This window comes from Paraburkholderia dioscoreae (genome assembly GCF_902459535.1).
GTDB classification, from domain to species: Bacteria; Pseudomonadota; Gammaproteobacteria; order Burkholderiales; family Burkholderiaceae; genus Paraburkholderia; species Paraburkholderia dioscoreae.
Genome location: NZ_LR699553.1, coordinates 3,333,420 through 3,356,301, shown reverse-complemented (window position 1 = coordinate 3,356,301; position 22,882 = coordinate 3,333,420). Strand labels below are relative to the sequence as shown.

The window sequence follows — 22,882 nt, the reverse complement described above, 5'->3', positions numbered from 1 at the left end:
GCTTTACGCGTGGCGATTACGTGTGAAAGCAGGTCGCTTCAGACGCCTTTGCGTTTGTACGTCACGAATGCGTAGTCGAAGTCGTTCGGTGCGTCTGCGCGGTGTGTTTCATGCGCGACTTCTTCCCACTCCGTTTCGTCGAGTTCGGGGAACGTAGCGTCGCCTTCGAAGTCGGCGGAAATTTCGGTGATGATGAGCTTGTCCGCCTGCTGCAAGCCTTCCACATACAACTGCGCGCCGCCGATCAGAAACGCTTCGGGCGCCTGATCCTGAGCGGCGAGCTTGAGCGCCTCCTGGAGGGTCGCGGCCGTGTCGCAACCTTGGAAGCGGCGTGTGGTATTCCGCGTCACGACAATGTTGCGGCGTCCTGGCAAGGGCCGGCCGATCGACTCATGCGTTTTGCGACCCATGATGATGGGCGCGCCCATAGTGGTGCGCTTGAAGAACGCGAGGTCTTCGGGAAGTCGCCAGGGCAACTGGTTGTCGCGGCCGATCACGCCGTTGTTGGCGCGAGCGACGATCAGAGTGAGCGTCGTCATCGAATGGAAAGGGGAACGTAACCGGACCGATTCTACCTGACGCGCAGATCCATACCGTCGAAGGGATGCCGGCCTGGCAGCCGGCCGTGCGGCGACGTCGTGGCCGGTCCGGACGTATCGCCCACGGTCTGGGCGGGCGCCGGGTTGAACGAGTTGGCCGGGAAAGTGGTGGCACGCACGGCGACCGGATTCTGGCTCTGCGGCGCCGGTATGAAAGCATCGCGCGGCGTCCGGATAGAGGTGCTCATGTCGGTCCTTCCTTGCGTGCTGTCCTGTATGCGGGCGATGTGTTCGCTACACCGCCACCCCTGTTTGCACTGCTAAATCGTTCGGGCTACTTTCTTTGGTAACTGGGTAAGTTGCCTTGGGCAGCGCGCGCCGCATCGACCGGAATCGGTGAAGGCGAGGGTGGGGCGATCTCGTCCCACAGCGTTACGCTGCCGCCGTTGCTGTTGCCGCGCATGAGGCTGTTGCCGCGCATGAGCTGCGGCGTAGCGGCCACCATCACCCCGCCGACCGCGCCGCGGCGTTGCCGCGAGAGCGCCTGGTCGTCGAGTGAAAAATCGTTCGTAGATATACCCTCGGCCGCAATGTTGAGCGCGTTGACTGCAAGCTGGCGGAAGGCAGCGGCGGCGGGCGTGTTCGTGTCGGACGAGGGCGCTCTTGCGATCGTCTCGGCGTGGGAAGCGGCGGGAGCCGCATCGGTGGATTGCGCCAGCATGGCGGATTGGGCCGGTTCGCCTTCCTGCGCATTTATGCCAATGGGCAGCACGGGCAGCGCAATTGCGGTGCAAAGGGCAGCGTGTGGTGCAATGCGGCTCAGATCGATGCGGAAAACAGGTCGCATGATGTGTCTCCTTGGTGCATGCTGTTTAGCGAAACGTGTGCCATCGCTCGCAATCCATTGATGCATCGAGACGCGAGTGAAAATCTCCGCGCAACAATTCAGAAATTGGACAAAAACGTTTCAGCGTTGAAACGACAGGCAGGAAATACCTTTGAATTGTTAATTAGGGCGGTACGAAGTACCTCGGGGTCTACGCCACGAAAAGCGCTTCCACTAATCTTTTATTCGTCGGCTGAATAACTGGTTATCGCCCGCAGAGCCTTAGTGGGTATAGGGTGCACGATTAAATTCGCATAACTGTTTTCCAAGTGGCGCGCGTATAGTAAGCTCTCGAAAAAGAGCTTCAAATTTAAAAAAGCCTGCTAACGGGCCGTCTCAAACACACACGCCGCTTTCTTGGGGATCAGCTGTCCGCACGGAATGGAATGGCCGTTCGGTTTTTGCTATTTCGCGAATCCCGAATGAGTCAGCGTGTCTGAACTCGTTTCAGGTGCGTGCGTCATCCTTAACGTTCGTTGACGAGAGGATCTGAATAATGGAACCCGCAACGCGACAACTGATTTACGTTTCGCGCGATCCGAGCGCGGAGCTGAATACTCGGTTTCATCAGCGCGGCTGGCACGTCGAAGTCGTGGGGTCGGCGCGCGACGTGCGTCGGGCTGTTCGCGCCGGAATGGCGGCGGGCGGTTTGCTTGATCTGTCTAGCGATTTTCAGCCACACGAAATCGCTGCCTTCGAATCGTGCCTGACCATGCCGAATGTCGGCTGGGTTGCGGCAACCATGCCGGGCCAATTGCAGGACGCCGCCTTGCGCCGGCTCGTGCGCGACTATTGTTTCGATTATGTGACGGTGCCTTATTCGGGCGACAGGATCGTCGACTCGGTGGGTCATGCATACGGCATGATTTCTTTGGGCGAGCCGGCTTCCAACGACGCATCGCAAGGCGCCGAGGGCGAAATGGTCGGCTCGTGCGATGCCATGCTCGCGCTGTTCCGCTCGATCCGCAAGGTGGCGATGACCGACGCGCCGGTGTTCATTTCGGGCGAATCGGGCACCGGCAAGGAACTGACCGCGGTTGCGATTCACGAGCGCTCCGCACGGCGCAATGCGCCTTTTGTGCCGATCAACTGCGGCGCGATTCCACCGCATCTGCTGCAATCCGAACTATTCGGCTACGAACGCGGCGCGTTCACCGGCGCCAATCAGCGCAAGATCGGCCGGGTGGAAGCGGCCAACGGCGGCACGCTGTTTCTCGACGAAATCGGCGACCTGCCGCTCGAAAGTCAGGCGAGCCTGCTGCGCTTTCTGCAGGAGCGCAAAGTGGAGCGGCTGGGAGGGCACGGCGCGGTCGACGTCGACGTGCGTATCATCTCGGCCACTCACGTGGATATGACCGCGGCGATGATCGAAGGCCGTTTTCGTTCCGACCTGTATCACCGTCTGTGCGTGCTGCAGATCGATGAACCGCCGCTGCGCGCACGTGGTAAGGATATCGAACTGCTTGCCCGGCACATGCTCGAACGTTTCAAGAAAGATGCAAGCCGCCGCTTGCGCGGCTTCGCACCGGACGCGATCGCGGCGCTGCATAACTACGGCTGGCCGGGCAATGTGCGCGAGCTGATCAACCGGGTGCGGCGCGCTATCGTGATGTCGGAAGGGCGCGCGATCACGGCGCGCGATCTGGAGCTCGCGGAGTACGTGGAGATCGTGCCCGTGTCGCTCGCGCAGGCGCGAGAAGCGGCCGAACGCCAGGCGATCGAGCTGGCGCTGCTGCGTCACCGCGGGCGTCTCGGCGACGCCGCGCAGGAACTCGGCATCTCGCGCGTCACGTTGTACCGGCTGCTGTGTTCGCACGGCATGCGGCACATGGAAGGCGAGCCGCTCGCCACGCCGCACGGCGACTTGCCGGCTTCGGTGCCGCATCTGTGAATCGTTTGATGGGCCGTGTGGTTCCGGCGGGCTCGTAAAACGGGTTTCGGGAATGATTGATTCAGAGCGCGTTAGCCGCGCTGTGAGCGGCTACGCGTCGTCCGGGCGCGATCTCCGTTCACCCGTTCCCGATCGTTTTTTCCCGCGATATATTTTCCAGGCGGCGCGCCATGACCGGGCGCCGTCCGGCTGCGCTTGTTAAAATCGGGTTTTCCGCTCAATCTCCGTGGCGCCCGGATCTACCTGGCAGGCGCCGCGTCGAAGGAACCCGAATGAAACAATACCTCGACCTCGTCCGCACGATTCTCGACACCGGCACGTGGCAGGAGAATCGCACCGGCATCCGCACCATCAGCATGCCGGGCGCCATGTTGCGCTTCGACCTTCAGCAAGGCTTTCCCGCGGTTACGACGAAAAAGCTGGCGTTCAAATCGGCGGTGGGCGAGCTGGTCGGGTTTCTGCGCGCATCGCGCAGCGCCGCGGATTTCCGCGACCTCGGCTGCAAGGTGTGGGACGCCAACGCCAACCAGAATCCGCAGTGGCTCGCCAATCCCTATCGCCAGGGGCCAGACGATCTCGGCGACGTCTACGGCGTGCAATGGCGCCAGTGGCCGGCCTACAAAGTGTTGAACGCAGACGCGAGCGCGCAGCTTGTCGACGCGACTGCACGCGGCTTCCGGGTGGTGACTGAATTCGAAGAAGACGGCAGCCGCAAAGTGCTGCTTTATAAGGCGATCGACCAGTTGCGCCAGTGTTTGGACACGATCATGCAGAACCCGGCGGACCGGCGCATTCTGTTTCACGCATGGAACCCTGCCGTGCTGGACCAGATCGCTTTGCCCGCTTGCCACCTGCTTTACCAGTTCGTGCCAAACGCGGTGCGCAAGGAAATTTCGCTGTGCCTGTACATCCGCAGCAACGACGTCGGGCTCGGTACACCGTTCAATCTGACCGAAGGCGCGGCGTTGCTGCACCTGGTTGGTCGTCTGACGGGCTATACGCCGCGCTGGTTCACGTATTTCATCGGCGACGCGCATATCTACGAGAACCAGCTCGACATGTTGCAGCAGCAACTCACGCGCGAGCCGTATGAAAGCCCGGCTTTCGCGATTTCCGACCGGGTACCCGAGTATGCGAAAACCGGCGTGTACGAGCCGGAATGGCTCGAAAAGATCGAGCCGGCGGATTTCTCGCTGGTCGGCTACCGGCATCACGATCCGCTCACGGCGCCGATGGCCGTTTGAGCGTCAACTGCCGGGCTGCCCGGTCCGTATGTATAAAAAAACCCCGCGATGCGAATCGCGGGGTTTTTTCATGCATGCCAGCATGCCTCGACGGAACGACGCGCTCAGCCTTTGTGATGTTCGTCGCGATTGCCGCCGCCCGAGTGCTGTTCGGCGTGCTGTGGCTGCGCCTGAGGACGCGACTGCTGCACCTGCTGCGGGCGAGGTTCCTGGCGCGGCTGCTGCGGTTGCGGTTGCGGATGAAACTCCGGCCGCGGTTGCTGCTGCGCCTGCTGCTGACGCGGCTGCGGCGGCGGCGGATGGAATTCCGGCCGGGGCTGTTGCTGCACCTGCTGCGGGCGCGGCTCAGGACGAGGTTCTTGACGCGGCTGCTGGATGGGCTGCGGATGGTATTCCTGACGCGGTTGCTGCTGCGCCTGGACTTCAGTTGGACGAGGCGCCTGCGGCTCGGGCTGATGTTGCGTCTGGGCCTGTGGTTGTGACTGCGACTGTTGCTGCGGATGAAACCCCTGCTGCCGCGCCTGCTGCTGCTGTTGCATCGCCGGGTTCTCCGCGGGATGCGGCACGCCGTGTTGTTGCGTGCCGGGCTGCTGCGCTACCTCGGACCCTCTTGCCTGCGGCTGCGCGCGAGGCGGCGGCGCAAGATCCGGCCGTCCCGCCTGTTGCTGCGGACCGCTATGCTGCTGGGCCTGCTGAGCCATCGGTGTGTGCGGCTGCGTCCAGGCCGGCTCGTGGCGTTCGTTGACGCCCGGCGGCTGGCCGGCCTGCTGCTGACCGGCCTGCGGCATACCGCGTTGCTGCGGCGCCAGCGCCGCCGCATTGCCGCCATTCACTTGCGGCGGACGCGGCACCCCGTTCGAAGGATGCCCCATCTCACCGGGCTGCTCACGCTGGTTAGCCACTTGTGGCGGCACGCCCGGCCGCGCTTGCGGCTCGCCGCCATGCGGCGCTTCCCCCGGCCGCTGCGGCGCTTGTTCCGCCTGCCGCATCCCGCCAGGTCTACCGGGTGCACCTGGCGCACCCGCCGCGATGCCAGGCGCACGTCCCGCAATATGCGACTGCACGACCCGCACGTTCTGCACCGGCAGCGCGCTCGGGCCACCCGCCATGTGCGCCGGCACCGACGTTCGCACGATAGGCTGACCGGCGCCCGGCACCCGTCCGCCGCTTTGCGCGAAACGTTGCGCGAGACTGTCGTGGTAAGCCGCCGGCACCGCCGGACTGCGCGTCGCCACCACCGGCCGGGCCGTCACGGCCGCAGACGGCCGGTAATTCGCGTTGCGCAAGCCAGGCCCGAAGCTTTCCCGCACCGGCGCGATTCCCGGCCCACCCGGGTTGATTTGCGCGTTGCGCCATTGCCGCGGATCGACCTTCTGGGCGAAGCGTCCGACCGGCTGACCGTGCACGAAGGCCGTCGCCGGCACTGCGGTCACGCCGCCCGGCGCGCGGTAGTTGATATACGTGTTGTGAATGTTGGTCACATTCACATTGCGGCTGTAATTGTTGACGATCGTCGTCTGGTTCACGCGGTTGTAGTAACCGGGGCTCCAGTGATCGTGACCGCCCCAATGCGGATGCCACGGCTCGCCCGGGCCGAGCGGGAACCACGCGACGCCGGCCGCGACAACTCCGCCGATCGCCAGATCCACACCCCAGTTCACACCGCCGCCACCGCCCCCCACGAAGGCGACGAGGGCCGGCGCGTAGACAGGCGGCTCGCTGACCGCGACCGGCCCCGGCACCCATGCCCACGCGTCGTCCACCTGAGCCCAGCGGCCGTAGTGGTAGGGCGCGAAGCCCCACGGCGCATCGTCGACCCAAGTCCAGCCCCACGGCGCCTGCCACACCCAATGGCCGTCGTGATACGGTGCCCAGCCCGCAGGCGTGGCGCGCGGCACCCACACTTCGCCGTACTGCGGCGTGCTGCGCCACGTGCCGTTCGCGTCGAGATCCTGATAGCCGGGAATGTCGCGCGACACGTAGCGCGCCGACACCGAGCGGTCTTCGGCGGCATCGCGGCTCGCGGCCCACTGATCGAAGCCGTCGAGACCGGGGGCGCCGTTGTCGGCCAGTTGCTGCAGGGTGGTGCCGCCGAAGCGGACCTGCTGGCCGGCTGCGACCGGCACCTCGCCGTTGTCGCCGTATACCGTCGCGCTGCCGCTGCGCACGGTGACGGTGGTGCTGCTGCCGTCCGGCGCGACGTCGACGCGATAGTCGCCCGGCCCGTTCAGGCCGAGCGCGAGATTCGGCGTGTCGATTTCGTACGACGAGCCCGGCGCGAGTTCGCGCACGCGCGCGGACAAGGTGCCTTGGGCGACCTTGAGCTGCGCGCTGCTGTCGTCGAGATTCAGCAGATCGAGGCTGGTGGACGGGCCGAGGCGCACCGCGGTCGAGCCGATGTGCAGCTCCGAGCGGGCGTTCTGATCGTTCCACAACTGGTCGCCGGTGGTGAGCGGGCGGTTGATCTGCGCGTATGACCAGTCGGTAGCGCCGGCCGGTTCGGTGGTCACGGCGCCCGCCGTGTAGTTCAGGCGCGCGACGCGGCCGGGCGGGTCGGTGTTCTGCGTGGCGGCCGCATTCTGAGGCGCTTCCCCGATTTCCTGCGCCACGGTGGCCTGGGCCGCGAACAGGAACGCGGCGGCTGCGATCAGCGTATAGCCGGTGACCCGGCGGCTCGAAGGGTGGTGTGGGGTGACTGTTCTCATGATTTATCTCCGACGGACGCGGCATCTTGCGGCATCCGTCCAGTCACTGTACCTGCGGCGTTTGTTTCAAGGCCCCCACTTTTGTAAGGCTCACTGGCGAGCGTGTAACAAAAGGTCTCAATAAAGGTCCCGATCAGAGTTCCGACAAGGCGAGTCGTCAGCCGATCGGGAATCTCCCGAACATGCCGTCAGGCAGCGAACCACGCGTCAGGCGGCCAGAAACGCATCGAAATGACGATGCCCGGCTGGCGTAATGCGCAGGATTCGCGGCCGTTCCGTGCGTTCGACCCAGCCGTGCGACGACCACGAGTCGAGCAGCGCCGCGCCGAGTGCGCCGCCCAGGTGCGGACGCCGCTCGCTCCAGTCGGGACAGGTGCAGGCAAAGCGGCGTCGCCGGCTTTTCTGCGCCGACATGTCGATGCCCCAGCCGGCGAAGCGGGCGGCGCCCTCGACGGTGGCTTCGAGTGACGTGCCGTGCAGCGTCAGCAGGCCGCCCCCGATCAGTTGCTCGAACACGCGCACCGACAATTCGCCTGCCATATGGTCGTAGCAGGTGCGCGCGTAGCGCATGTCCAGCGGCACGGTGCGCGCGGGGCGCGGGACGGGACGCTGCGGCGCGCTGACCTGCGCCACGTTGGCGAGCGCTTCGATCGACGCGGCGATGTCGGGCGACGCAATCCGGAAATAGCGATGCCGGCCGCGCACTTCGAGCGCGAGCAGGCCGCCGTCGGTCAGGCGCGCGAGATGGGCGCTGGCCGCCGACGGCGAAAGCCCGGCGATCATCGTCAGCTCGCCGGCCGGGCGGGCGCTGCCGTCCATCAGCGCCCACAGCATCGCGGCGCGGCCGGGGTCGGCGAGTAGCGCGCCGATGCGGCTCAGGCCGGGGAAATGGTTCTGCTCGTCTGCGAGGGTGGCGGTCATCTGAGGTCTCCTGGAGCGGCGCGGACAAAGCGCCCTGCAAGCTCACTGTATCGGGCTGCGCGATTCGATGTTTCAGCTTAGCGTGAACTGTCGAATGCAGCGGTTACGGAAACCCGGCAGACGCACTGAGCCCGGCCGGGACGGCGGCCATCCCTGCCCGCGCTTCGGTGCCGCGCAGGTCCGCCAGGCTAGAATTGAAGTCTGTCTTTGGGAACACGCTGTCATGAAAACTTTTCTTGCCGTCATTGCCGCAGCCCTGCTGATCAGCGCCTGCGCGCAGGGCGGCACCGGTTCGGGCTCGGGCGCGGGCACCGGCAGCATCACGATGTACGGCACGATCGACGAAGGCATTACTGTCCGCAAATAGACGGCTGGCCAGCGCTTCCACAGAAATCCGCAGGACAACCACAGCGGCTGGCAGAAATTGATGCATCATTGTCATCTCTGCCAACGGCGCCCATGTGACGATCGGGTCATCTTACTTCCGCCGCCCGGAAACTATCGATGCCACCGTCCGCCGCGTCCGCCGTTCCCGCCCATTCCACCGGCCTGCACGATGCCGATCCGCATGGCCGGCGCGCCGCGTGCGTGCTGGCCGTGTGCCAGGCGCTGTACACCTCATCGGTATCGATCGATCTGACGTTGACCGGCCTCGTCGGCTACACGCTCGCCGACGACAAGGCGCTCGCGACGCTGCCGTTCTCCCTGATCACCGTCGCCGCCGCGCTGACGACGATCTTCGCGTCGTTTCTGATGGCGCGCATCGGCCGCCGGGCGGGTTTCGTGCTCGGCGCGGCCGTCGGTGCGCTCGGCGGCGCGGTTTCCGTGTGGGCGATCTTTCATCAGAGTTTCTGGGTTTTCTGCGCGGGCACGGCGACGGTCGGCGTCTTTCAGGCGTTCGCGCAGTACTACCGGCTGGCCGCCGCCGACGCGGTCGGCATCGAAGGAAAGAGCCGCGCGATTTCCACGGTGCTGGCGGGCGGCGTGGTGGCCGCCGTCTGCGGGCCGCTCCTCGCCGCGTGGAGCAAGGACTGGCTGGCGCCGGTCGCGTTCGCGGGTTCGTATGCGCTCGTGACGGGCTTCGGGCTTGTGTCGGTTGCCTTGCTGGCGCTGCTGTATCGCGACGCGGCGCCGGCTGTTGGCACGGCGGCGCGCCACGACGCGGCGCGGCCGCTCGGCGAAATCGTGCGGCAGCCGATCTTCGCGGCGGCGCTCGCCAACAATGCGCTCGGCTACGCCGTGATGATGTTCGTGATGACCGCCACACCGATCGCCGCGGTCGCTTGCGGCCACACGATCGGCGACGGCGCGGCGATCATCCAGTGGCACCTGGTCGGCATGTTCGCGCCGTCGCTGTTTTCCGCGAGCCTGATCAAACGCTGTGGCGTGCTGCCGGTGATCGGCGCGGGCATCGCGCTGTCGGCGGCGTGCGGCGTACTTGCGTTGCGTTCGACCGATCTGCCGCATTTCTACGCGGCGCTCGCCTGTCTCGGCGTGGGCTGGAATTTCATGTTCGTCGGCGGCTCGACGCTGCTCGCGCAATCGTACCGGCCGTCGGAGCGCGCGAAGACGCAGGCGACCAGCGAATTCACGACTTTTGCGTTTTCCGCATTGGGCTCTCTGTTTGCGGGTCAATTGCTGGCCCGCTTCGGCTGGGCGACGATCAACGCCGCGATATTTCCGCTGCTCGGGGCGGCGGCGCTCGCCACGCTGGGCTACGCGTGGTCGCGCAAGCGGCAGGTAATGGAGGAAGTGTCCTGATGGCAGCGCGTCATATTGTTTTCGCGGTTGCGCCGGATCTGGTGCTGCTCGATGCATGCGGGCCGCTGGAGGCGTTCTGGCGTGCGGAGTTGACCGTCGCCGGGATGGCCGGCGCTGCCGCCCGCGGTGTGAACGATGCCGAACATGCGAGCGCCGGCCGACCGGCTAACGCCACGGGTTCGGCCGGTAGCCTGCCGCAACCCGTGGCCTACCGCACGACGGTCGCTTCGATCGACGGCGGCATACTGCAAACTTTTCCCGGCCTGCCGATCGTTACCGAGCGGCTCGATTCGCTGGACGATCAGCCGATCGATACGCTGATCATCCCCGGCGTCCCGGTCGACGAACACTGCACGCTGCAACCGGAACTGGTCGCGTGGATCGGACGCCATGCGCCGCGGGCGCGGCGGGTGTGCTCGGTCTGCACCGGCGCGTTCTATCTGGCGGCGGCCGGGCTGCTCGACGGCCGCCGCGCCACCACGCACTGGCGCGACGCTTCGCAGCTAGCGCGCCGCTTTCCGAACGTCCAGGTGGACGCCGACCCGATCTTTATCCGCGACGTGGGGCGCCGTGAAGGCGAGGGCGTGGTCTGGACCTCGGCGGGCGTGACGGCGGGCATCGATCTGGCGCTGGCGCTGATCGAGGAGGACGTCGGCCACGCGGTCGCCATGCAGGCGGCGCGGCGGCTGGTGGTCTTCATGAAGCGGCCCGGCGGCCAGTCGCAGTACAGCGCGGCGCTGGCGGCGCAGGCCTCGGCGGACGGTCCGTTCGAGGCCCTGCATAGCTGGATGGCGGCGCATTTGCGCGACGACCTGTCAGTCGAGCGGCTCGCCGAGCGAACCCGGATGAGCCCGCGAACTTTTGCACGGCGCTATGTCGACGAGGTCGGCCGCACGCCGGCCAAAACCGTCGCGGCGTTGCGGCTGGAAGCGGCCTCGCGGGCGCTCGCCGACTCGCGCCGGCCGCTCAAGCGGATTGCGCTCGACTGCGGTTTTGGCAGCGAACAGAACTTGCGGCGGGCGTTTTTGCGGCGTTTCGGCGTGCTGCCGCTCGATTATCGGGAGCGTTTCATGTCGGCGGGCGCGTCGCCAGGCGAGACCGCTTGCGAATTCGCCGAGGCGAACTGACCGCGGACGTCAAACGGTAGCGCCTCGTCAATAAGCCCTGTCGGCAGTTTCGCCGGATTTCACCGCGCCGTGCATTTGGCCGCGACGAGGTCAATATTGCGCTCGTATAATCGCCTCCTTTCAATGCATCCGATTGACCGGAGTCAAGATGAGCACCCCTTCCGCAGCGCCGCTGGACCGTTCCGAAACCACTTTCCGCTTTCTCGCCGAACCGACTTCGGTCAACTTCGGCGGCAAGGTGCATGGCGGCGCGTTGATGAAGTGGATCGACGAGACCGCGTATGCGTGCTCGGCGGTATGGTCGGGGCGCTACTGCGTGACGGTCAGCGTGGGCAACATCCGTTTTCGCCGGCCGATTCTGGTCGGCAATCTGGTCGAGTTGCGCGCCCGGGTCGTGGCGACGGGCCGCACCAGCATGCACATTCACGTGTCGGTGCAGGCGGGCGACCCGAAGGGCGGCGAGCTGCTGCAAACCACGGACTGTCTGATCGTGATGGTCGCCGTCAACGAGAACGGTCAGCCCGTGCCCGTGCCGGCCTTCGTGCCGGAGACGGACGAACAGAAACGCCTCGCCAAATACGCGATCGATGTGAAGGAAGCGCTCGATGCGATCGTCGAATTGAAGCCGGAAGAAGTGGCGCAGGGGAAAGTTTAAGCGGCGCCCGAAGGCGCCGTTCGCCGGGCTGCGCGAATATTGTGTTCGCGCGGCCGGCAGTCTTCAAATCACGTTGGGCGGCTCGAAACAGCTTGGCCTTGTCACTTGACTCCAACGTCCCTTGACGCGGTGATGCGGCCGATCACGCCGCCGAATGCCCGACCATGTCTTTCGGGCGCACCCATTCGTCGAACTGCTGCTCGGTGACGAAACCGAGCGCAAGCGCCGACGCCTTGAGCGTGGTGCCTTCCTTGTGCGCCTTCTTGGCGATCTTCGCGGCCTTGTCGTAGCCGATGTGCGGATTGAGCGCCGTCACCAGCATCAGCGATTCGTTGAGCAGGGTATCGATGCGCTCGTGATTCGGCTCGATGCCGACCGCGCAGTTGTCGTTGAAACTGTGCGCGCCGTCGGCGAGCAGACGGACTGATTGCAGCACGTTGTGCGCGATCATCGGCCGGAACACATTCAGCTCGAAATTGCCGCTCGCGCCGCCGATATTCACCGCGACGTCGTTGCCGAACACCTGCGCGCACAGCATTGTCAGCGCTTCGGACTGGGTCGGATTGACCTTGCCCGGCATGATCGAACTGCCCGGCTCGTTCTCCGGAATCGACAGTTCGCCGAGACCGCAGCGCGGGCCGCTGGCCAGCCAGCGGATGTCGTTGGCGATCTTGTTCAGGCTCGCCGCCACCGTCTTCAATGCGCCATGCGCGAACACCAGTGCGTCGGCCGCGGCCATCACTTCGAATTTGTTCGGCGCCGAGACGAACGGCAAGCCGGTCAGTTTGCCGATTGCCGCCGCCACCTTGCCGGCGAACTGCGGATGCGCATTCAAACCGGTGCCGACCGCGGTGCCGCCCTGCGCGAGTTCGTACAGATGCGGCAGCGCCGATTCGACGTGACGAATGCCCTGGTCGAGTTGGGCGACGTAACCCGAAAACTCCTGGCCGAGCGTGAGCGGCGTGGCGTCCTGCAAGTGTGTGCGGCCGATCTTGACGATGTCGACGAAGGCTTTCGCCTTGCCGTCGAGCGTATTGCGCAGCGTCTTCAGCGCCGGCAGCAGATGCTTGACGATCGCGTAGGCCGCGGCCACGTGCATGGCGGTCGGGAACACGTCGTTGGACGACTGGCCGCGATTCACGTCGTCGTTCGGATGCACCTTGCGCGCTTCGCCGCGCTCGCCGCCGAGCAGCTCGCTCGCGCGATTCGCGATCACCTCGTTGAGGTTCATGTTGGTCTGCGTGCCGGAGCCGGTCTGCCAGACGGCAAGCGGAAATTCATCCGGGTGCTTGCCGGCGATGATCTCGTCGGCGGCCTCGATGATCGCCTTCGCCTTGCTCTCGTCGAGCACGCCGAGGTCCAGGTTGACTTCGGCGGCGGCGCGCTTGATGACGGCCAGCGCAGTGATGAGTTCGGGCGATTGCTTCTCGGTCGAGATGCGGAAATTCTGCAGCGAGCGCTGCGTTTGCGCGCCCCATAGACGAGCGTTCGGCACGGCGATTTCGCCGAACGTGTCACGCTCCATTCGTACGTCTTCAGTCATGTTCAACTCCGCTTTCAAAGTTCTGCGTTGACGGGCAATAGGGAGAATAGACCTGTTAGCGCATTCCGGTACAAACCGGCCTGGGGATCGAATATGTAGGTGCGGCGCATGCCGTCTTCGACGTCGGTCCACACGAGCGGGGAGAGCGGTGCGCCGATCGAGCGCAGATAGGCAAGCTGCGCTTCGTCCGCGAGCGTGACGCGATAGCTTTCGTCGGGCGCCGTGGCGCGTTCGAAGATTTGCGCGACCTGGTCGGCGAGCGGGGGGCTGTGGATCACCAACGCCAGTTCGGTGTTCAGATTGGCCGAACGCGGGTCGAGGTTCATCGAGCCGATCACCAGAATCTTCCGGTCGATCACATACGTTTTCGCATGCAGGCTGGCGCGCGAACGCGAGCCCGTAAAGCCGACGCGCGGCATGTGCTGCTCCGGCTTGAATTCGTATAACTCGACGCCCTGTTGCAGCAGCGGCACGCGAAACGGGTTGTAGCCGGCCTGCACGGCGACGGCGTCGGTGGCGGCGAGCGAATTCGTCAGCACGGCAATGCGTACGCCGCGATGCGTGAGCTCGCCGGCCGCTTTCACACCTGCTTCATGCGGCACGAAGTAAGGCGAAATGACGAGGAAGTCTTTCTGTGCGTCGCGCATCAATTCGCCGAGCCGCTGCATGGGCGGGCTCACGTAATCCGGCGACGGGTGGACGATCTTCTCCGGGAGGTCCGCTTTGAACTCGGCCGGCGCCCACGTGAGACCGAGCTGATCTTTGGCGATCTGCGAGGCGAGCGGGGTGGCGTTCAGCGGCTTCGCGTTGTACGGGTCGGCGTTGGTGCGCCAGTGCTGGCGCAACTCGTCGCGTGTCTGGTCCAGTTCCTTCGCGTCGAATTTCTGCTTGTTCAGCACGCGCAACGGATAGGCGATGCTGCTGTTCCAGTAGTCGTCGAAACTCGCTGAGATGTCGGCGGTGATCGGGCCGGCGGCCAGCACGTCGAGATCGCGGAACTGCAGCGTTTCGCTCGCGCTGAAGTACTCGTCGCCGAGATTGCGGCCACCCACGATCGCCAGCTGGTTGTCCGCGATCATCGCCTTGTTATGCATGCGGCGCGTGAAATGGCCGATCTGCGTGAACACGTTCGTGGTGCGTTCGAACACGCCTTGCTGCGCACTGCCGAACGGATTGAACACGCGAATCTCGATGTTCTCGTGCGAGTTCAAGCCCGCCATTACGCGGTCGATGTCCTTGAAGTTGAGATCGTCGACCAGCATGCGCACCCGCACGCCGTGATCGGCCGCATAAAGCGCGGCGCCGAGCAGCAGTTTGCCGGTGGTGTCCTCGTTGGCGATGTAGTACTGCATGTCGAGCGTTCGGGTCGCCGCGCGCGCGAGTGCAATGCGCATCTGCAACGCGTCGGTGCCGTTCGCGAGCACCCGGAAACCGGACTGATCCGGATGCGCGGCTTCGACCGGCATGAGTGCTGTGCGAAGCGGTGTGGCTTCCGTGACGGGCAGTGCGTGAGTGACGTGGCGCTCGAATGCGGTGGCGGGCGGCCTCGTAGCGCAGGCGGTCAAAAATGCCGTTGCGCAACACAGCAGGAAGAAATGTCTCGTTGTGCCCCAGGCGAAACTACGCCGGGGTGTGCTGAACGCGCACTTGTGTTGTAGTGCGGTCCGGTTCTGATCTTGATACGACGGCACGCTTTTCCCCTGGTTTGCAGACTTCTCATGGCGGCAGCGCGTGAATGGCTCACGCTGTCGAGAAATGCATTCTAAGGGGAATCAGGCTGGCGGGTTTCGTTGCTCCGCTTGTTGCTCCCGCCTGTTGCTCGCGTGGTGCTCGCGTGGTGCGACGCGGCGCAGCGCAACGCTATCAGGAAGCGAACGCGCCGCGCTATCACCGCGCGAAAATCCCGCTAGCCGCGTTCGGCGTTCAACACCTGTTCACTGTCCACATGCGTCGAGCCTTTCGCGGGACGCCCTGCCCAGTAGCCGGCGAGCAAGGAGCCCGACAGGTTGTGCCACACCGAAAACAGCGCGCCCGGCAACGCCGCGATCGGCGTGAAATAGAGCTTGCCGAGCGTGGCCGCGAGGCCCGAGTTCTGCATGCCGACTTCGATTGCGAGTGTGCGGCACACGGCTTCGTCGAAGCCGAGCAGACGCCCGCCCCAATAGCCGCCGAGCAAGCCGATGCCGTTATGCAGCACCACGCCCAGCATCACCACGAGGCCGACCGACGCGATGCTCTTCTGCGTGCCGCCCACCACCGCGCCGATGATCAGCACGATCGCGATCATCGAGATCAGCGGCAGGACCGGTTCGATCTTGCGCACCACCTTGCCGAACAGATGATTGACGATCAGGCCGACCACGATCGGCAACGCCACGATCTGCAGAATGCTCACCAGCATGCCGTGCACGTCGACGGCGATCGAGGCGTCCACGTAAAGACGCGTGAGCAGCGGCGTCGCGAATACGCCGACTAGCGTGGACAGCGCGCTGATCGTCACCGACAACGCGACGTCGCCACGCGCTAGATAGATCATCACGTTCGACGCCGTGCCGCTTGCCACGCTGCCTACCAGCACCATGCCGGCGGTGAGATCGGGCGGCATGCGCAGCGCCTTGGCGATCACCCATGCGGCGAGCGGCATGACGAGATAGTGCAGCACGATGCCGGCGATCACCGGCGCGGGCCGCGTGAAGACACGCTGGAAATCGGCCACGGAGAGTGTGACGCCCATCGCCAGCATGATGATGGTCAGCAGCGTGGTGACGTGCGGCGCGATGCCTGAGAACGAGGCGGGCGAGAAGTACGCCGCAATCGAAACGAGCACGGCCCAGAGCGGAAAAAGACGGGTGACGCGGGCAAGCATGGCGGGTGATCCTTGTTATGTTTTATCGCGAGAAGCAGGGTCGATCGAGCGGCGCGCCAACAGTGGTGGCGTGCTGCCGGGAATCTGCCGCGTGAGAGTGGCGAGCCGTGATGGCGGGTGATGAGCCTTCGGGCGGCGCAGGCGGCGCGGGCCTTCGTGAGGCGCGCAAGCGGGTTTTCGGCGTGCGGGCGCGGGTGTGCGTGAGTGCGCCGAAACGCGTATTTTACTTTCGCGGCGAGTTTTCCGTGCGCCTATGGTTGCGCGTGCAACCATAGGCGCCGTGCTGAAACGGCACCGGCAGGCGCCGCGCCGGGCGGCGCCGGAACGCGCCGCAAGCCAGGCTTCAAACGGATTTGGCCGGCTGCGCGCCGGGCTTCGCCGGCACGCGCCGCAGGCTCAATTTGTGAAAGCGTAGCGTCATCAGCAGCGCGACGCTCGCGAGGCCGGCGGCGAGTCCCCACCACAAGCCGCGCGCGCCCAGGCCGAAGTGAAACGCCAGCGTGTAGCCGGTCGGAAAACCGATCACCCAGTAACCGAACGCGGCGGCGATCATCGGTACGCGGGTGTCTTTCAGGCCGCGCAGACAGCCGGAACCGACCGTCTGCATGCCGTCGACGATCTGGAAGATAGCGGCCACGCCGAGCAGCGAACTCGCGAGCGCGACCGTGGCCGCGTTGGCCGGATCGTCGAGCTGCAGATAGAGGCCGACGATCCAGTGCGGCGCGGCGATCAGCACGAGGCCCGACAGCGTCATGAAGCCGACGCCGAGCGCCAGCGCGACAAACCCGGCGTGGCGCGCGGCGAGCGGCTGGCCGGCGCCGGACCAGAAGCCGACTCGCACGTTGGCCGCCTGGCCGATCGCGAGCGGCACCATGAACGCCACCGAGGCGACGTTCAGCGCGATCTGATGTGCGGCCAGTTGCGACTCGCCGAGCAGACCGACCATCAGGCCGGTGGCGAGAAAGAGCGTCGACTCGACGCCGTAGGTGATCGCGACCGGCCAGCCGATGCCGAACAGTTCGCCCATCAGCGGCACATTCGGCCGGGTGGCGACGACGAAATGGCGATAACGCGGCCGCAGGTGCAATAGCGCCATCAGCACGAGCGCGCTCAGCCAGACGGTGATCGAGGTCGCGGCCGCCGAGCCGAGAAAGCCGAGCCGCGGCAAACCATAGACGCCGTGGATCAGGCCGTAGTTGAGAAAACCGTTCACCCCGACGCTCACCAGCGAGACCCACAGCAGCCGTTTGGCCGCGCCGATCGCGGGCAGGAACGAGCGCATCAGGCCGACGCCGATCAGGCTGCCGAGCGACCCCCAGCGCAGCACCGCCGCGTACTCGCCGACGTTGTGCGCGAGCAGGGCGGGTTCGCCGAAGGCGAGCAGGATCGGCGTGGCGAACGAGAGCAGGAAGAACGCCGGCACCGACAGCAGCGCGGACAGCACGAAGCCGGTCCAGTAGATATGCGGCACGCGGCCCTCGTCCTCGGCGCCGCGCGCGTGCGACACGCTCACGCTCACGGAGGTCAGCACGCCTTGCAGCAGCGTGACCACCACGAAAAACAGGTTCGCGCCGAGGCCGCCGGCTGCGAGTGCGTCCGGGCCGAGCGAGCCGAGCAGGATCGTGTCGGTGACACCCATTGCCATTTGCGAGAGTTGCGCGATGGCGAGCGGCGCGGCGAGCCGGGCGGTGTCCGCCGCGTGGCGGGTCAGGGTTGGCGGCCTTGCGGCCACCCGGGTGAAGCCGGATTGAGTCATGGAGCGCCTGGCGGCGGAAGTGGCGATAAGCGGCAACGAGCGGCAACAAGCGAACGACAAGCACGACAGCGGGCGCGGCATTCGCGCGAGCGGTGGCGAGGGCGGCGGCTCGGTGAGCCCTGACGAAAGCACGGGACAATCGCCAGCCGAATGTGTCAGCCGATTGTTTATCTGTCGAAACTGACAGCTTATTGCCTGGGCGCCGCGCTGTCGATGGACGAAGCACGATTTTGGTGCGTGCGATCCTCCGGGTTCCCGGAGTTGCGTGGCGACGGCCTGCGGGTCAAGCCTCGTGGACCGCAATCCGCGTGTCGCCGAGCAATACGACTTGGCCCGCGCGGATTTTGCAGGTTTTACGCGTTTCGACCCGGCCGTCGACGGTGACCGCACCGTCCGCCACCATCATTTTTGCCGAGCCGCCGCTGTCCGCCAGCCCGGTTATCTTCAGGAGATTGTGCAGTTCGACGTAGTCGCCGGTGAGCGTGAAATCAAGGTTGGGCATGGCGTTTGCGCCTTCAGGCAAAGGGTTCGCATGATAAGCCAGAAGCTTGCCCTGGATGAAGTTCGAGGTGCGCGCCGAAATCGCATGCATTTCGCGTGAGTATCTGCAAGCAGATGTTATGCGCTTGTCAGAAAGTGAAACGTTGCGTAACACCGGTCGGAGGAATCGAACTTCACTCGTAAAGTGCAGGTCAGTGGGAAAGCCTGCTGGATTTATCTGGCAGCGAGTAGACCGGGCGAGGCGCGCAGAGGGCGCTCACACAGCGACTCAGGAATGTGCAGACCGGACAGGTCGCCCGCGTCACAACAACTTTAGAGAGGATTAGCCATGACCCAGATTCGTACGCTTCTGATCAGCACCGCCCTTAGCGCCGCCGCTTTCGCGGCTACCGCAGCCGTCGCGCAGACTGCGCAACCGGCAGAGGGTGCCAATGGCCAGCCGCAGGTCCAGATGCAAGGCGCCGACGTGGCCCCCGCCGCGCAGGGCGTGCAGCCGGTGACGCCGCCGCCTGCGCGTCTGACGGCGTCGGGTTCGACCGACCCGCTGGTGCAGAAGCGCGACGCCAATGCCCAGGCCAACGCTGAATATCGTGCGTCGAAGAAGGCATCCAAGGCGGAACTGAAGGAACAGCAGAAGGCAGCCAAGTCGCAGTACAAGGAACAGGTGCGCGGCGCCAAGATCAACCAGAAGGCGGACAAACAGGCCGCCAACAACGAAATGAAGATGGACATGCAAGGGCAGGCGGCCGACCAGTCGGACGGCGCTGACGTCAAGCACTAAGACTGAGCGGCAGAGCGGCAGAGCGGCGGCGCAACGGCTTGGACTGCTGCCGCCGCTTTGACGAACTTGCTTTGACGGACCGCGAGGTCCGCGCATCTCGTTTGATGGAGGTATCGCATGAGAATCACCCAGTCCGTGAAGTCCAGGATCTACGCCGCGTTGATCGCGGGTTGCCTGTCTTCTGTTGCCTTCGCGCAGGCTAGCGATCCGGCCACGGCGCCGGTCACGCATGCCGACAAGAAGGCGGCCAAGGAGCAGTCGAAGGCGGACAAGAAAGCGTCCGTCGCACAAGCCAAGGCCGACAAGAAGAAAACCGACGCGCAAGCTGACGCCGACAAGGCCAACGCCGACGCGAATGTGAAGGACGCGAAGAAGCAGTAGCAGGTTTCGCGGTAGACAAGACCGCGGCGCGGGAGCGGCTGTTCCGTTGTGGCTTCAGATCAGAGAATGGTCCGTGCGCTTTCACGCCACGGGCCATTTTTTTTGCGCTCAATTGATATACGGCGGGATAAACGTCGCTGATGAAGCACGGTCGAAAAAAAGGGGCGCTTGCCCATCGGGGTTGTATGGATATACAGTGTGCGTCGCCATACTGAATCCACCCACCGCCCAAACCGATCGTGCTCTCCGTCGCCGAATCCCCGTCGTTCGATACCGCCGCCTGGCTGGCCAGGCTCAACGACGCGCAGCGCGAAGCCGTCGAATACGGCGCCGACACGCCTACGGCGCCACCCGGCGCATTGCTGGTGATCGCGGGCGCCGGCTCGGGCAAGACCAACACGCTCGCGCATCGGGTCGCCAATCTGGTCGTGAATGGCGCCGATCCGCGCCGCATCCTGTTGCTGACCTTTTCGCGCCGCGCCGCGCTCGAAATGATTCGCCGCGTCACGCGCATTGCCGGCGCGGCGCTCGGCACGCGAGCCGCGCTCGCGCAAGGGCTGACATGGTCGGGCACGTTCCACAGCGTCGGGGCGCGGCTGTTGCGCGAGTACGCGGACCTGATCGGCCTCGCGCCGGCTTTTACGATCAACGACCGCGAGGATTCCGCCGACCTGATGAATCTGGTGCGCCACGAGCTCGGTTTGTCGGCGAAAGAGCGGCGTTTCCCGGCCAAGGGCACGTGTTTTGCCATTTATTCGCGCGTCGTGAACACCGGCGCGTCGCTCGGCCAGGTGCTCGACAAGGCGTTTCCATGGTGCCGCGAATGGGAGGCCGATCTGCGCATGCTGTTCGCTGCTTACGTCGAGGCGAAACAGAAACAGAGCGTGCTCGATTACGACGACCTGCTGCTTTACTGGTCGCATATGGCCGCCGAGCCGGCCATCGCCGCCGACCTGTCGGCGCGTTTCGACCACGTGCTGGTCGACGAATATCAGGACACCAACCGGCTGCAGGCGTCGATCCTGCTCGCGCTGAAGCCGGACGGCCGCGGCCTGACCGTGGTCGGCGACGACGCCCAGTCGATATACTCGTTCCGCGGCGCCACGGTGCGCAACATTCTCGATTTCCCCGCGCACTTCGATCCACCGGCCAAACAGGTCACGCTCGAACGCAATTACCGGTCGACTGCGCCGATTCTGGCGGCGTCGAATGCGGTGATCGAACTGGCCAGCGAGCGCTACACGAAGAATCTGTGGACGGACAAGGCGTCGGCGCAGCGCCCGCGCCTCGTGAGCGTCGCCGACGAAGCCGATCAGGCGCGCTACGTCGTCGAACAGGTGCTCGAGGCGCGCGAGCAGGGCATGAAGCTCAAGTCGCAGGCGGTGCTGTTTCGCGCCTCGCATCACAGCGCCGCGCTAGAAATTGAACTGACCCGGCGCAACATTCCGTTCGTGAAGTTCGGCGGGTTGAAGTTTCTCGATTCGGTACACGTGAAGGACGTGCTCGCCGTGCTGCGTTGGGCGGAAAATCCACGCGATCGCGTGGCCGGGTTTCGCGTCGTGCAGTTGCTGCCGGGCGTAGGGCCCGCCACGGCGGCGAAGGTGCTCGACGAAATCGTCGCGCGCGCGGGCAGCGGCAATCCCGCCGACACGGCCGGCGGCGCGCTGGCCGCGTTCGCCGCGCCGGCTCGCGCGCAGGAAGACTGGCATCCGTTCGTCAAGCTGATGTCGAGCGTGTACGGCCGCCAGACACCGTGGCCCGCCGAGTTCGAAATGGTGCGCCGCTGGTATGAGCCACATCTCGAGCGCAACCACGAGGACGCCGCGATCCGTCATGCGGACGTGTTGCAGATGGAGAGCATCGCGGGCACGTATCCGTCGCGTGAACGCTTTCTGACCGAACTGACGCTCGATCCGCCCGACGCCACCAGCGACGAATCCGGCGTCCCCCTGATCGACGAGGACTACCTGATCCTCTCCACGATCCACTCCGCGAAGGGGCAGGAGTGGCGCAACGTGTTCGTGCTGAACGGCGTGGACGGCTGCATTCCGTCCGACCTCGGCACGGGCAGCGAAGAGGAAATCGATGAGGAGCGCCGTCTGCTGTACGTGGCGATGACGCGCGCGAAAGAGGATCTGCATATCGTCGTGCCGCAGCGCTTTTACGTGCACAACCAGACGCATATGGGCGACCGTCACGTGTGGGCGTCGCGCACGCGCTTCATTCCCGCGCATCTGATGCCGTTGTTCGACGCCTATGCATGGCCGCGCGTACCGGTTCCGAGCGCGCCCACGGCGACCGGGCTTGCCGCCGCCGCGCGGGCGAAGATCGAGATAGGGGCGAAGCTCAGGAAGATGTGGGATTGAGAGGGCGCCGCAGTCGTTCTGCTCTACACGCGGCGCTTCGAGCTGATCTGCCGGCTGCCGGTGCCCCGGCGCCAGTTTCCGAAGATCTTGATCTTCAGCGCGACTGGCGTTGCTGCTGTTGCTGTGGCGCCGGACGTGGCGGCACGAAGAAGTTGCGCAGCCAGGCCGCCATGCGCGAGAACACGTCGTACGGCTCTTCCACGAAAATCTCTGGCTTGAGCAGGCGCAGGAACTCCATGATCTGCTGCGCTTCCTGCTTCTGGAACGAACCGTGCGAAATCCCCAGCCGCAGTAGCCCACGCAGTTCGCCGAGCTTTTCGCGCGCGGTGCTGCCCACGCTCGTTTCACACGCCACCTTGGCCTCGTAGACGCGCTGGCGCAGCGACTCCACCAGCCGCCAGGCCGGCGTCTGCATGACTTCCTCGAGCGCCTGAATGTCTTGCGCCGCGCTCTTGATCTGCGCCGCGAGCGGGTCGATCAGCGCGGCGTCGCCTTCCGCTTCCTTGACGATCGCCGCCGCCCACTCGCGGCATTGCTTGGCCAGCTCTTCCGGGGTCCACTCCGAGCGGGCCGCGAAGCCGAAGCCGAATTCGCCCGCCTGCCGCATCAGGATCGCGACGACGTCCGGAAATTCCTTGTCGAGCGTGCGTTTGGCCCAGGCGTACTGGCCGCCCTGCAACATCCGCTGAACCGCGTGTTCGGTCAGCGGCACCATGTTGTCGAGCAGCTTGGCGCGCAAGAAATCCTCGAACGACGGCGTCGCGAACTGCGGATCGAGCTTCAGCGAGACCCGCAGAAAAGCGTCGAAATCCTTGCGCAGTGTCGCAATGGTCTCGTCTTTGAGCGTAAGGGTGATTTGACCCATGAGTTATCCCGTTTGGTCCTGCCGCGCGGCCTTGTCGCGCCGCCCGGCCGCGCGGGCCTTGGGAGACGCGGCGTTCGATGCCGGCGCGCTTGAT

At 65.2% G+C, this 22,882-nt stretch carries 21 protein-coding genes; 10 read left to right on the top strand and 11 right to left on the bottom strand.

What is annotated here, in order from left to right; genetic code table 11:
• Positions 1–38: 38 nt before the first annotated feature.
• The 3 genes from PDMSB3_RS15025 to PDMSB3_RS15015 form a co-directional block, all read right to left on the bottom strand.
• Positions 39–539 (bottom strand): dihydrofolate reductase, encoded by a 501-nt coding sequence (locus tag PDMSB3_RS15025; protein WP_007180926.1) that lies wholly within the window; start codon positions 537–539, stop codon positions 39–41.
• A gap of 32 nt (positions 540–571) precedes the next feature.
• On the bottom strand, positions 572–787 hold the full coding sequence (locus PDMSB3_RS15020; protein ID WP_035517953.1) for a hypothetical protein: 216 nt from the start codon (positions 785–787) through the stop codon (positions 572–574).
• Positions 788–873: 86 nt separating this feature from the next.
• Positions 874–1,386, bottom strand: a complete 513-nt coding sequence (locus tag PDMSB3_RS15015) for a hypothetical protein (RefSeq protein ID WP_165187487.1) — start codon at positions 1,384–1,386, stop codon at positions 874–876.
• A 535-nt stretch (positions 1,387–1,921) separates the two neighbouring features.
• On the opposite strand from PDMSB3_RS15015, the gene PDMSB3_RS15010 reads away from it, so the two are divergent.
• Together PDMSB3_RS15010 and PDMSB3_RS15005 are read left to right on the top strand one after the other, a co-directional pair.
• Positions 1,922–3,316: a sigma-54 dependent transcriptional regulator gene (locus PDMSB3_RS15010; protein ID WP_007180928.1), complete on the top strand. Its 1,395-nt coding sequence runs from the start codon at positions 1,922–1,924 to the stop codon at positions 3,314–3,316.
• Between the two features lie 272 nt (positions 3,317–3,588).
• Complete coding sequence (locus PDMSB3_RS15005) at positions 3,589–4,560, top strand: thymidylate synthase (RefSeq protein WP_007180929.1); 972 nt, start codon at positions 3,589–3,591, stop codon at positions 4,558–4,560.
• Between the two features lie 104 nt (positions 4,561–4,664).
• Here PDMSB3_RS15005 and PDMSB3_RS15000 read toward each other — a convergent pair whose 3' ends face one another.
• Both PDMSB3_RS15000 and PDMSB3_RS14995 read right to left on the bottom strand, forming a co-directional pair.
• Positions 4,665–7,265 (bottom strand): DUF6600 domain-containing protein, encoded by a 2,601-nt coding sequence (locus tag PDMSB3_RS15000; RefSeq protein ID WP_165186751.1) that lies wholly within the window; start codon positions 7,263–7,265, stop codon positions 4,665–4,667.
• Between the two features lie 207 nt (positions 7,266–7,472).
• Positions 7,473–8,186 (bottom strand): ArsR/SmtB family transcription factor, encoded by a 714-nt coding sequence (locus tag PDMSB3_RS14995; protein WP_007180931.1) that lies wholly within the window; start codon positions 8,184–8,186, stop codon positions 7,473–7,475.
• 223 nt (positions 8,187–8,409) lie between these two features.
• On the opposite strand from PDMSB3_RS14995, the gene PDMSB3_RS14990 reads away from it, so the two are divergent.
• From PDMSB3_RS14990 to PDMSB3_RS14975, 4 genes are all read left to right on the top strand, one after another.
• The gene (locus PDMSB3_RS14990) at positions 8,410–8,553 is read left to right on the top strand and encodes a hypothetical protein (RefSeq protein WP_007180932.1); all 144 of its coding nucleotides are present in this window, start codon (positions 8,410–8,412) and stop codon (positions 8,551–8,553) included.
• A gap of 137 nt (positions 8,554–8,690) precedes the next feature.
• Complete coding sequence (locus tag PDMSB3_RS14985) at positions 8,691–9,947, top strand: MFS transporter (protein ID WP_165186749.1); 1,257 nt, start codon at positions 8,691–8,693, stop codon at positions 9,945–9,947.
• Positions 9,947–11,074 carry a GlxA family transcriptional regulator gene (locus PDMSB3_RS14980; protein ID WP_007180934.1) on the top strand — a complete coding sequence of 376 codons (1,128 nt, stop codon included), beginning with the start codon at positions 9,947–9,949 and terminating at the stop codon, positions 11,072–11,074. Before PDMSB3_RS14985 ends, PDMSB3_RS14980 begins: the two co-directional genes overlap by 1 nt.
• A gap of 148 nt (positions 11,075–11,222) precedes the next feature.
• On the top strand, positions 11,223–11,729 hold the full coding sequence (locus PDMSB3_RS14975) for an acyl-CoA thioesterase (RefSeq protein ID WP_011489428.1): 507 nt from the start codon (positions 11,223–11,225) through the stop codon (positions 11,727–11,729).
• A gap of 142 nt (positions 11,730–11,871) precedes the next feature.
• Here PDMSB3_RS14975 and fumC read toward each other — a convergent pair whose 3' ends face one another.
• The 4 genes from fumC to PDMSB3_RS14955 form a co-directional block, all read right to left on the bottom strand.
• On the bottom strand, positions 11,872–13,272 hold the full coding sequence (gene fumC, locus PDMSB3_RS14970) for a class II fumarate hydratase (RefSeq protein WP_165186747.1): 1,401 nt from the start codon (positions 13,270–13,272) through the stop codon (positions 11,872–11,874).
• Positions 13,273–13,286: 14 nt separating this feature from the next.
• On the bottom strand, positions 13,287–14,963 hold the full coding sequence (locus PDMSB3_RS14965) for a phospholipase D family protein (protein ID WP_197740235.1): 1,677 nt from the start codon (positions 14,961–14,963) through the stop codon (positions 13,287–13,289).
• A gap of 215 nt (positions 14,964–15,178) precedes the next feature.
• Complete coding sequence (gene panS, locus PDMSB3_RS14960) at positions 15,179–16,138, bottom strand: ketopantoate/pantoate/pantothenate transporter PanS (protein WP_007180938.1); 960 nt, start codon at positions 16,136–16,138, stop codon at positions 15,179–15,181.
• 343 nt (positions 16,139–16,481) lie between these two features.
• Positions 16,482–17,894: an MATE family efflux transporter gene (locus tag PDMSB3_RS14955; protein WP_007180939.1), complete on the bottom strand. Its 1,413-nt coding sequence runs from the start codon at positions 17,892–17,894 to the stop codon at positions 16,482–16,484.
• On the opposite strand from PDMSB3_RS14955, the gene PDMSB3_RS14950 reads away from it, so the two are divergent.
• A complete protein-coding gene (locus PDMSB3_RS14950) occupies positions 17,893–18,078 on the top strand; it encodes a hypothetical protein (protein WP_035517955.1) in 186 nt (61 codons plus the stop codon). The genes PDMSB3_RS14955 and PDMSB3_RS14950 overlap by 2 nt on opposite strands.
• Positions 18,079–18,177: 99 nt before the next feature.
• Here the strand turns inward: PDMSB3_RS14950 and PDMSB3_RS14945 are convergent, their stop codons facing one another.
• Positions 18,178–18,396 carry an RNA-binding S4 domain-containing protein gene (locus PDMSB3_RS14945; RefSeq protein ID WP_011489423.1) on the bottom strand — a complete coding sequence of 73 codons (219 nt, stop codon included), beginning with the start codon at positions 18,394–18,396 and terminating at the stop codon, positions 18,178–18,180.
• Between the two features lie 327 nt (positions 18,397–18,723).
• Between PDMSB3_RS14945 and PDMSB3_RS14940 the strand changes: the two genes are divergently transcribed.
• The 3 genes from PDMSB3_RS14940 to PDMSB3_RS14930 all read left to right on the top strand — a co-directional run bounded on the left by PDMSB3_RS14940 (position 18,724) and on the right by PDMSB3_RS14930 (position 21,923).
• Entirely contained in the window at positions 18,724–19,176 is a 453-nt protein-coding gene (locus PDMSB3_RS14940; protein WP_007180941.1) for a hypothetical protein, read from the top strand.
• A gap of 117 nt (positions 19,177–19,293) precedes the next feature.
• Positions 19,294–19,557, top strand: a complete 264-nt coding sequence (locus PDMSB3_RS14935; protein WP_007180942.1) for a hypothetical protein — start codon at positions 19,294–19,296, stop codon at positions 19,555–19,557.
• A gap of 239 nt (positions 19,558–19,796) precedes the next feature.
• Positions 19,797–21,923, top strand: coding sequence for an ATP-dependent helicase (locus PDMSB3_RS14930; protein WP_007180943.1), 2,127 nt, complete (start codon positions 19,797–19,799; stop codon positions 21,921–21,923).
• A 94-nt stretch (positions 21,924–22,017) separates the two neighbouring features.
• On the opposite strand, the gene PDMSB3_RS14925 is transcribed toward PDMSB3_RS14930, so the two are convergent.
• On the bottom strand, positions 22,018–22,788 hold the full coding sequence (locus PDMSB3_RS14925) for a DUF4088 family protein (RefSeq protein ID WP_007180944.1): 771 nt from the start codon (positions 22,786–22,788) through the stop codon (positions 22,018–22,020).
• Between the last annotated feature and the right edge of the window lie 94 nt (positions 22,789–22,882).

What these genes read in the sequence shown, in the direction of transcription:
- PDMSB3_RS14945 (WP_011489423.1), bottom strand. Translation starts at nt 18,396, where the DNA reads ATGCCCAACCTTGATTTCACGCTCACCGGCGACTACGTCGAACTGCAC.
- PDMSB3_RS14955 (WP_007180939.1), bottom strand. Translation starts at nt 17,894, where the DNA reads ATGACTCAATCCGGCTTCACCCGGGTGGCCGCAAGGCCGCCAACCCTG.
- panS (WP_007180938.1), bottom strand. Translation starts at nt 16,138, where the DNA reads ATGCTTGCCCGCGTCACCCGTCTTTTTCCGCTCTGGGCCGTGCTCGTT.
- PDMSB3_RS14935 (WP_007180942.1), top strand. Translation starts at nt 19,294, where the DNA reads ATGAGAATCACCCAGTCCGTGAAGTCCAGGATCTACGCCGCGTTGATC.
- PDMSB3_RS15005 (WP_007180929.1), top strand. Translation starts at nt 3,589, where the DNA reads ATGAAACAATACCTCGACCTCGTCCGCACGATTCTCGACACCGGCACG.
- PDMSB3_RS15015 (WP_165187487.1), bottom strand. Translation starts at nt 1,386, where the DNA reads ATGCGACCTGTTTTCCGCATCGATCTGAGCCGCATTGCACCACACGCT.
- fumC (WP_165186747.1), bottom strand. Translation starts at nt 13,272, where the DNA reads ATGACTGAAGACGTACGAATGGAGCGTGACACGTTCGGCGAAATCGCC.
- PDMSB3_RS14925 (WP_007180944.1), bottom strand. Translation starts at nt 22,788, where the DNA reads ATGGGTCAAATCACCCTTACGCTCAAAGACGAGACCATTGCGACACTG.
- PDMSB3_RS14940 (WP_007180941.1), top strand. Translation starts at nt 18,724, where the DNA reads ATGACCCAGATTCGTACGCTTCTGATCAGCACCGCCCTTAGCGCCGCC.
- PDMSB3_RS14990 (WP_007180932.1), top strand. Translation starts at nt 8,410, where the DNA reads ATGAAAACTTTTCTTGCCGTCATTGCCGCAGCCCTGCTGATCAGCGCC.
- PDMSB3_RS15010 (WP_007180928.1), top strand. Translation starts at nt 1,922, where the DNA reads ATGGAACCCGCAACGCGACAACTGATTTACGTTTCGCGCGATCCGAGC.
- PDMSB3_RS15020 (WP_035517953.1), bottom strand. Translation starts at nt 787, where the DNA reads ATGAGCACCTCTATCCGGACGCCGCGCGATGCTTTCATACCGGCGCCG.
- PDMSB3_RS14950 (WP_035517955.1), top strand. Translation starts at nt 17,893, where the DNA reads ATGGAGCGCCTGGCGGCGGAAGTGGCGATAAGCGGCAACGAGCGGCAA.
- PDMSB3_RS14980 (WP_007180934.1), top strand. Translation starts at nt 9,947, where the DNA reads ATGGCAGCGCGTCATATTGTTTTCGCGGTTGCGCCGGATCTGGTGCTG.
- PDMSB3_RS14975 (WP_011489428.1), top strand. Translation starts at nt 11,223, where the DNA reads ATGAGCACCCCTTCCGCAGCGCCGCTGGACCGTTCCGAAACCACTTTC.
- PDMSB3_RS14985 (WP_165186749.1), top strand. Translation starts at nt 8,691, where the DNA reads ATGCCACCGTCCGCCGCGTCCGCCGTTCCCGCCCATTCCACCGGCCTG.
- PDMSB3_RS15000 (WP_165186751.1), bottom strand. Translation starts at nt 7,265, where the DNA reads ATGAGAACAGTCACCCCACACCACCCTTCGAGCCGCCGGGTCACCGGC.
- PDMSB3_RS15025 (WP_007180926.1), bottom strand. Translation starts at nt 539, where the DNA reads ATGACGACGCTCACTCTGATCGTCGCTCGCGCCAACAACGGCGTGATC.
- PDMSB3_RS14995 (WP_007180931.1), bottom strand. Translation starts at nt 8,186, where the DNA reads ATGACCGCCACCCTCGCAGACGAGCAGAACCATTTCCCCGGCCTGAGC.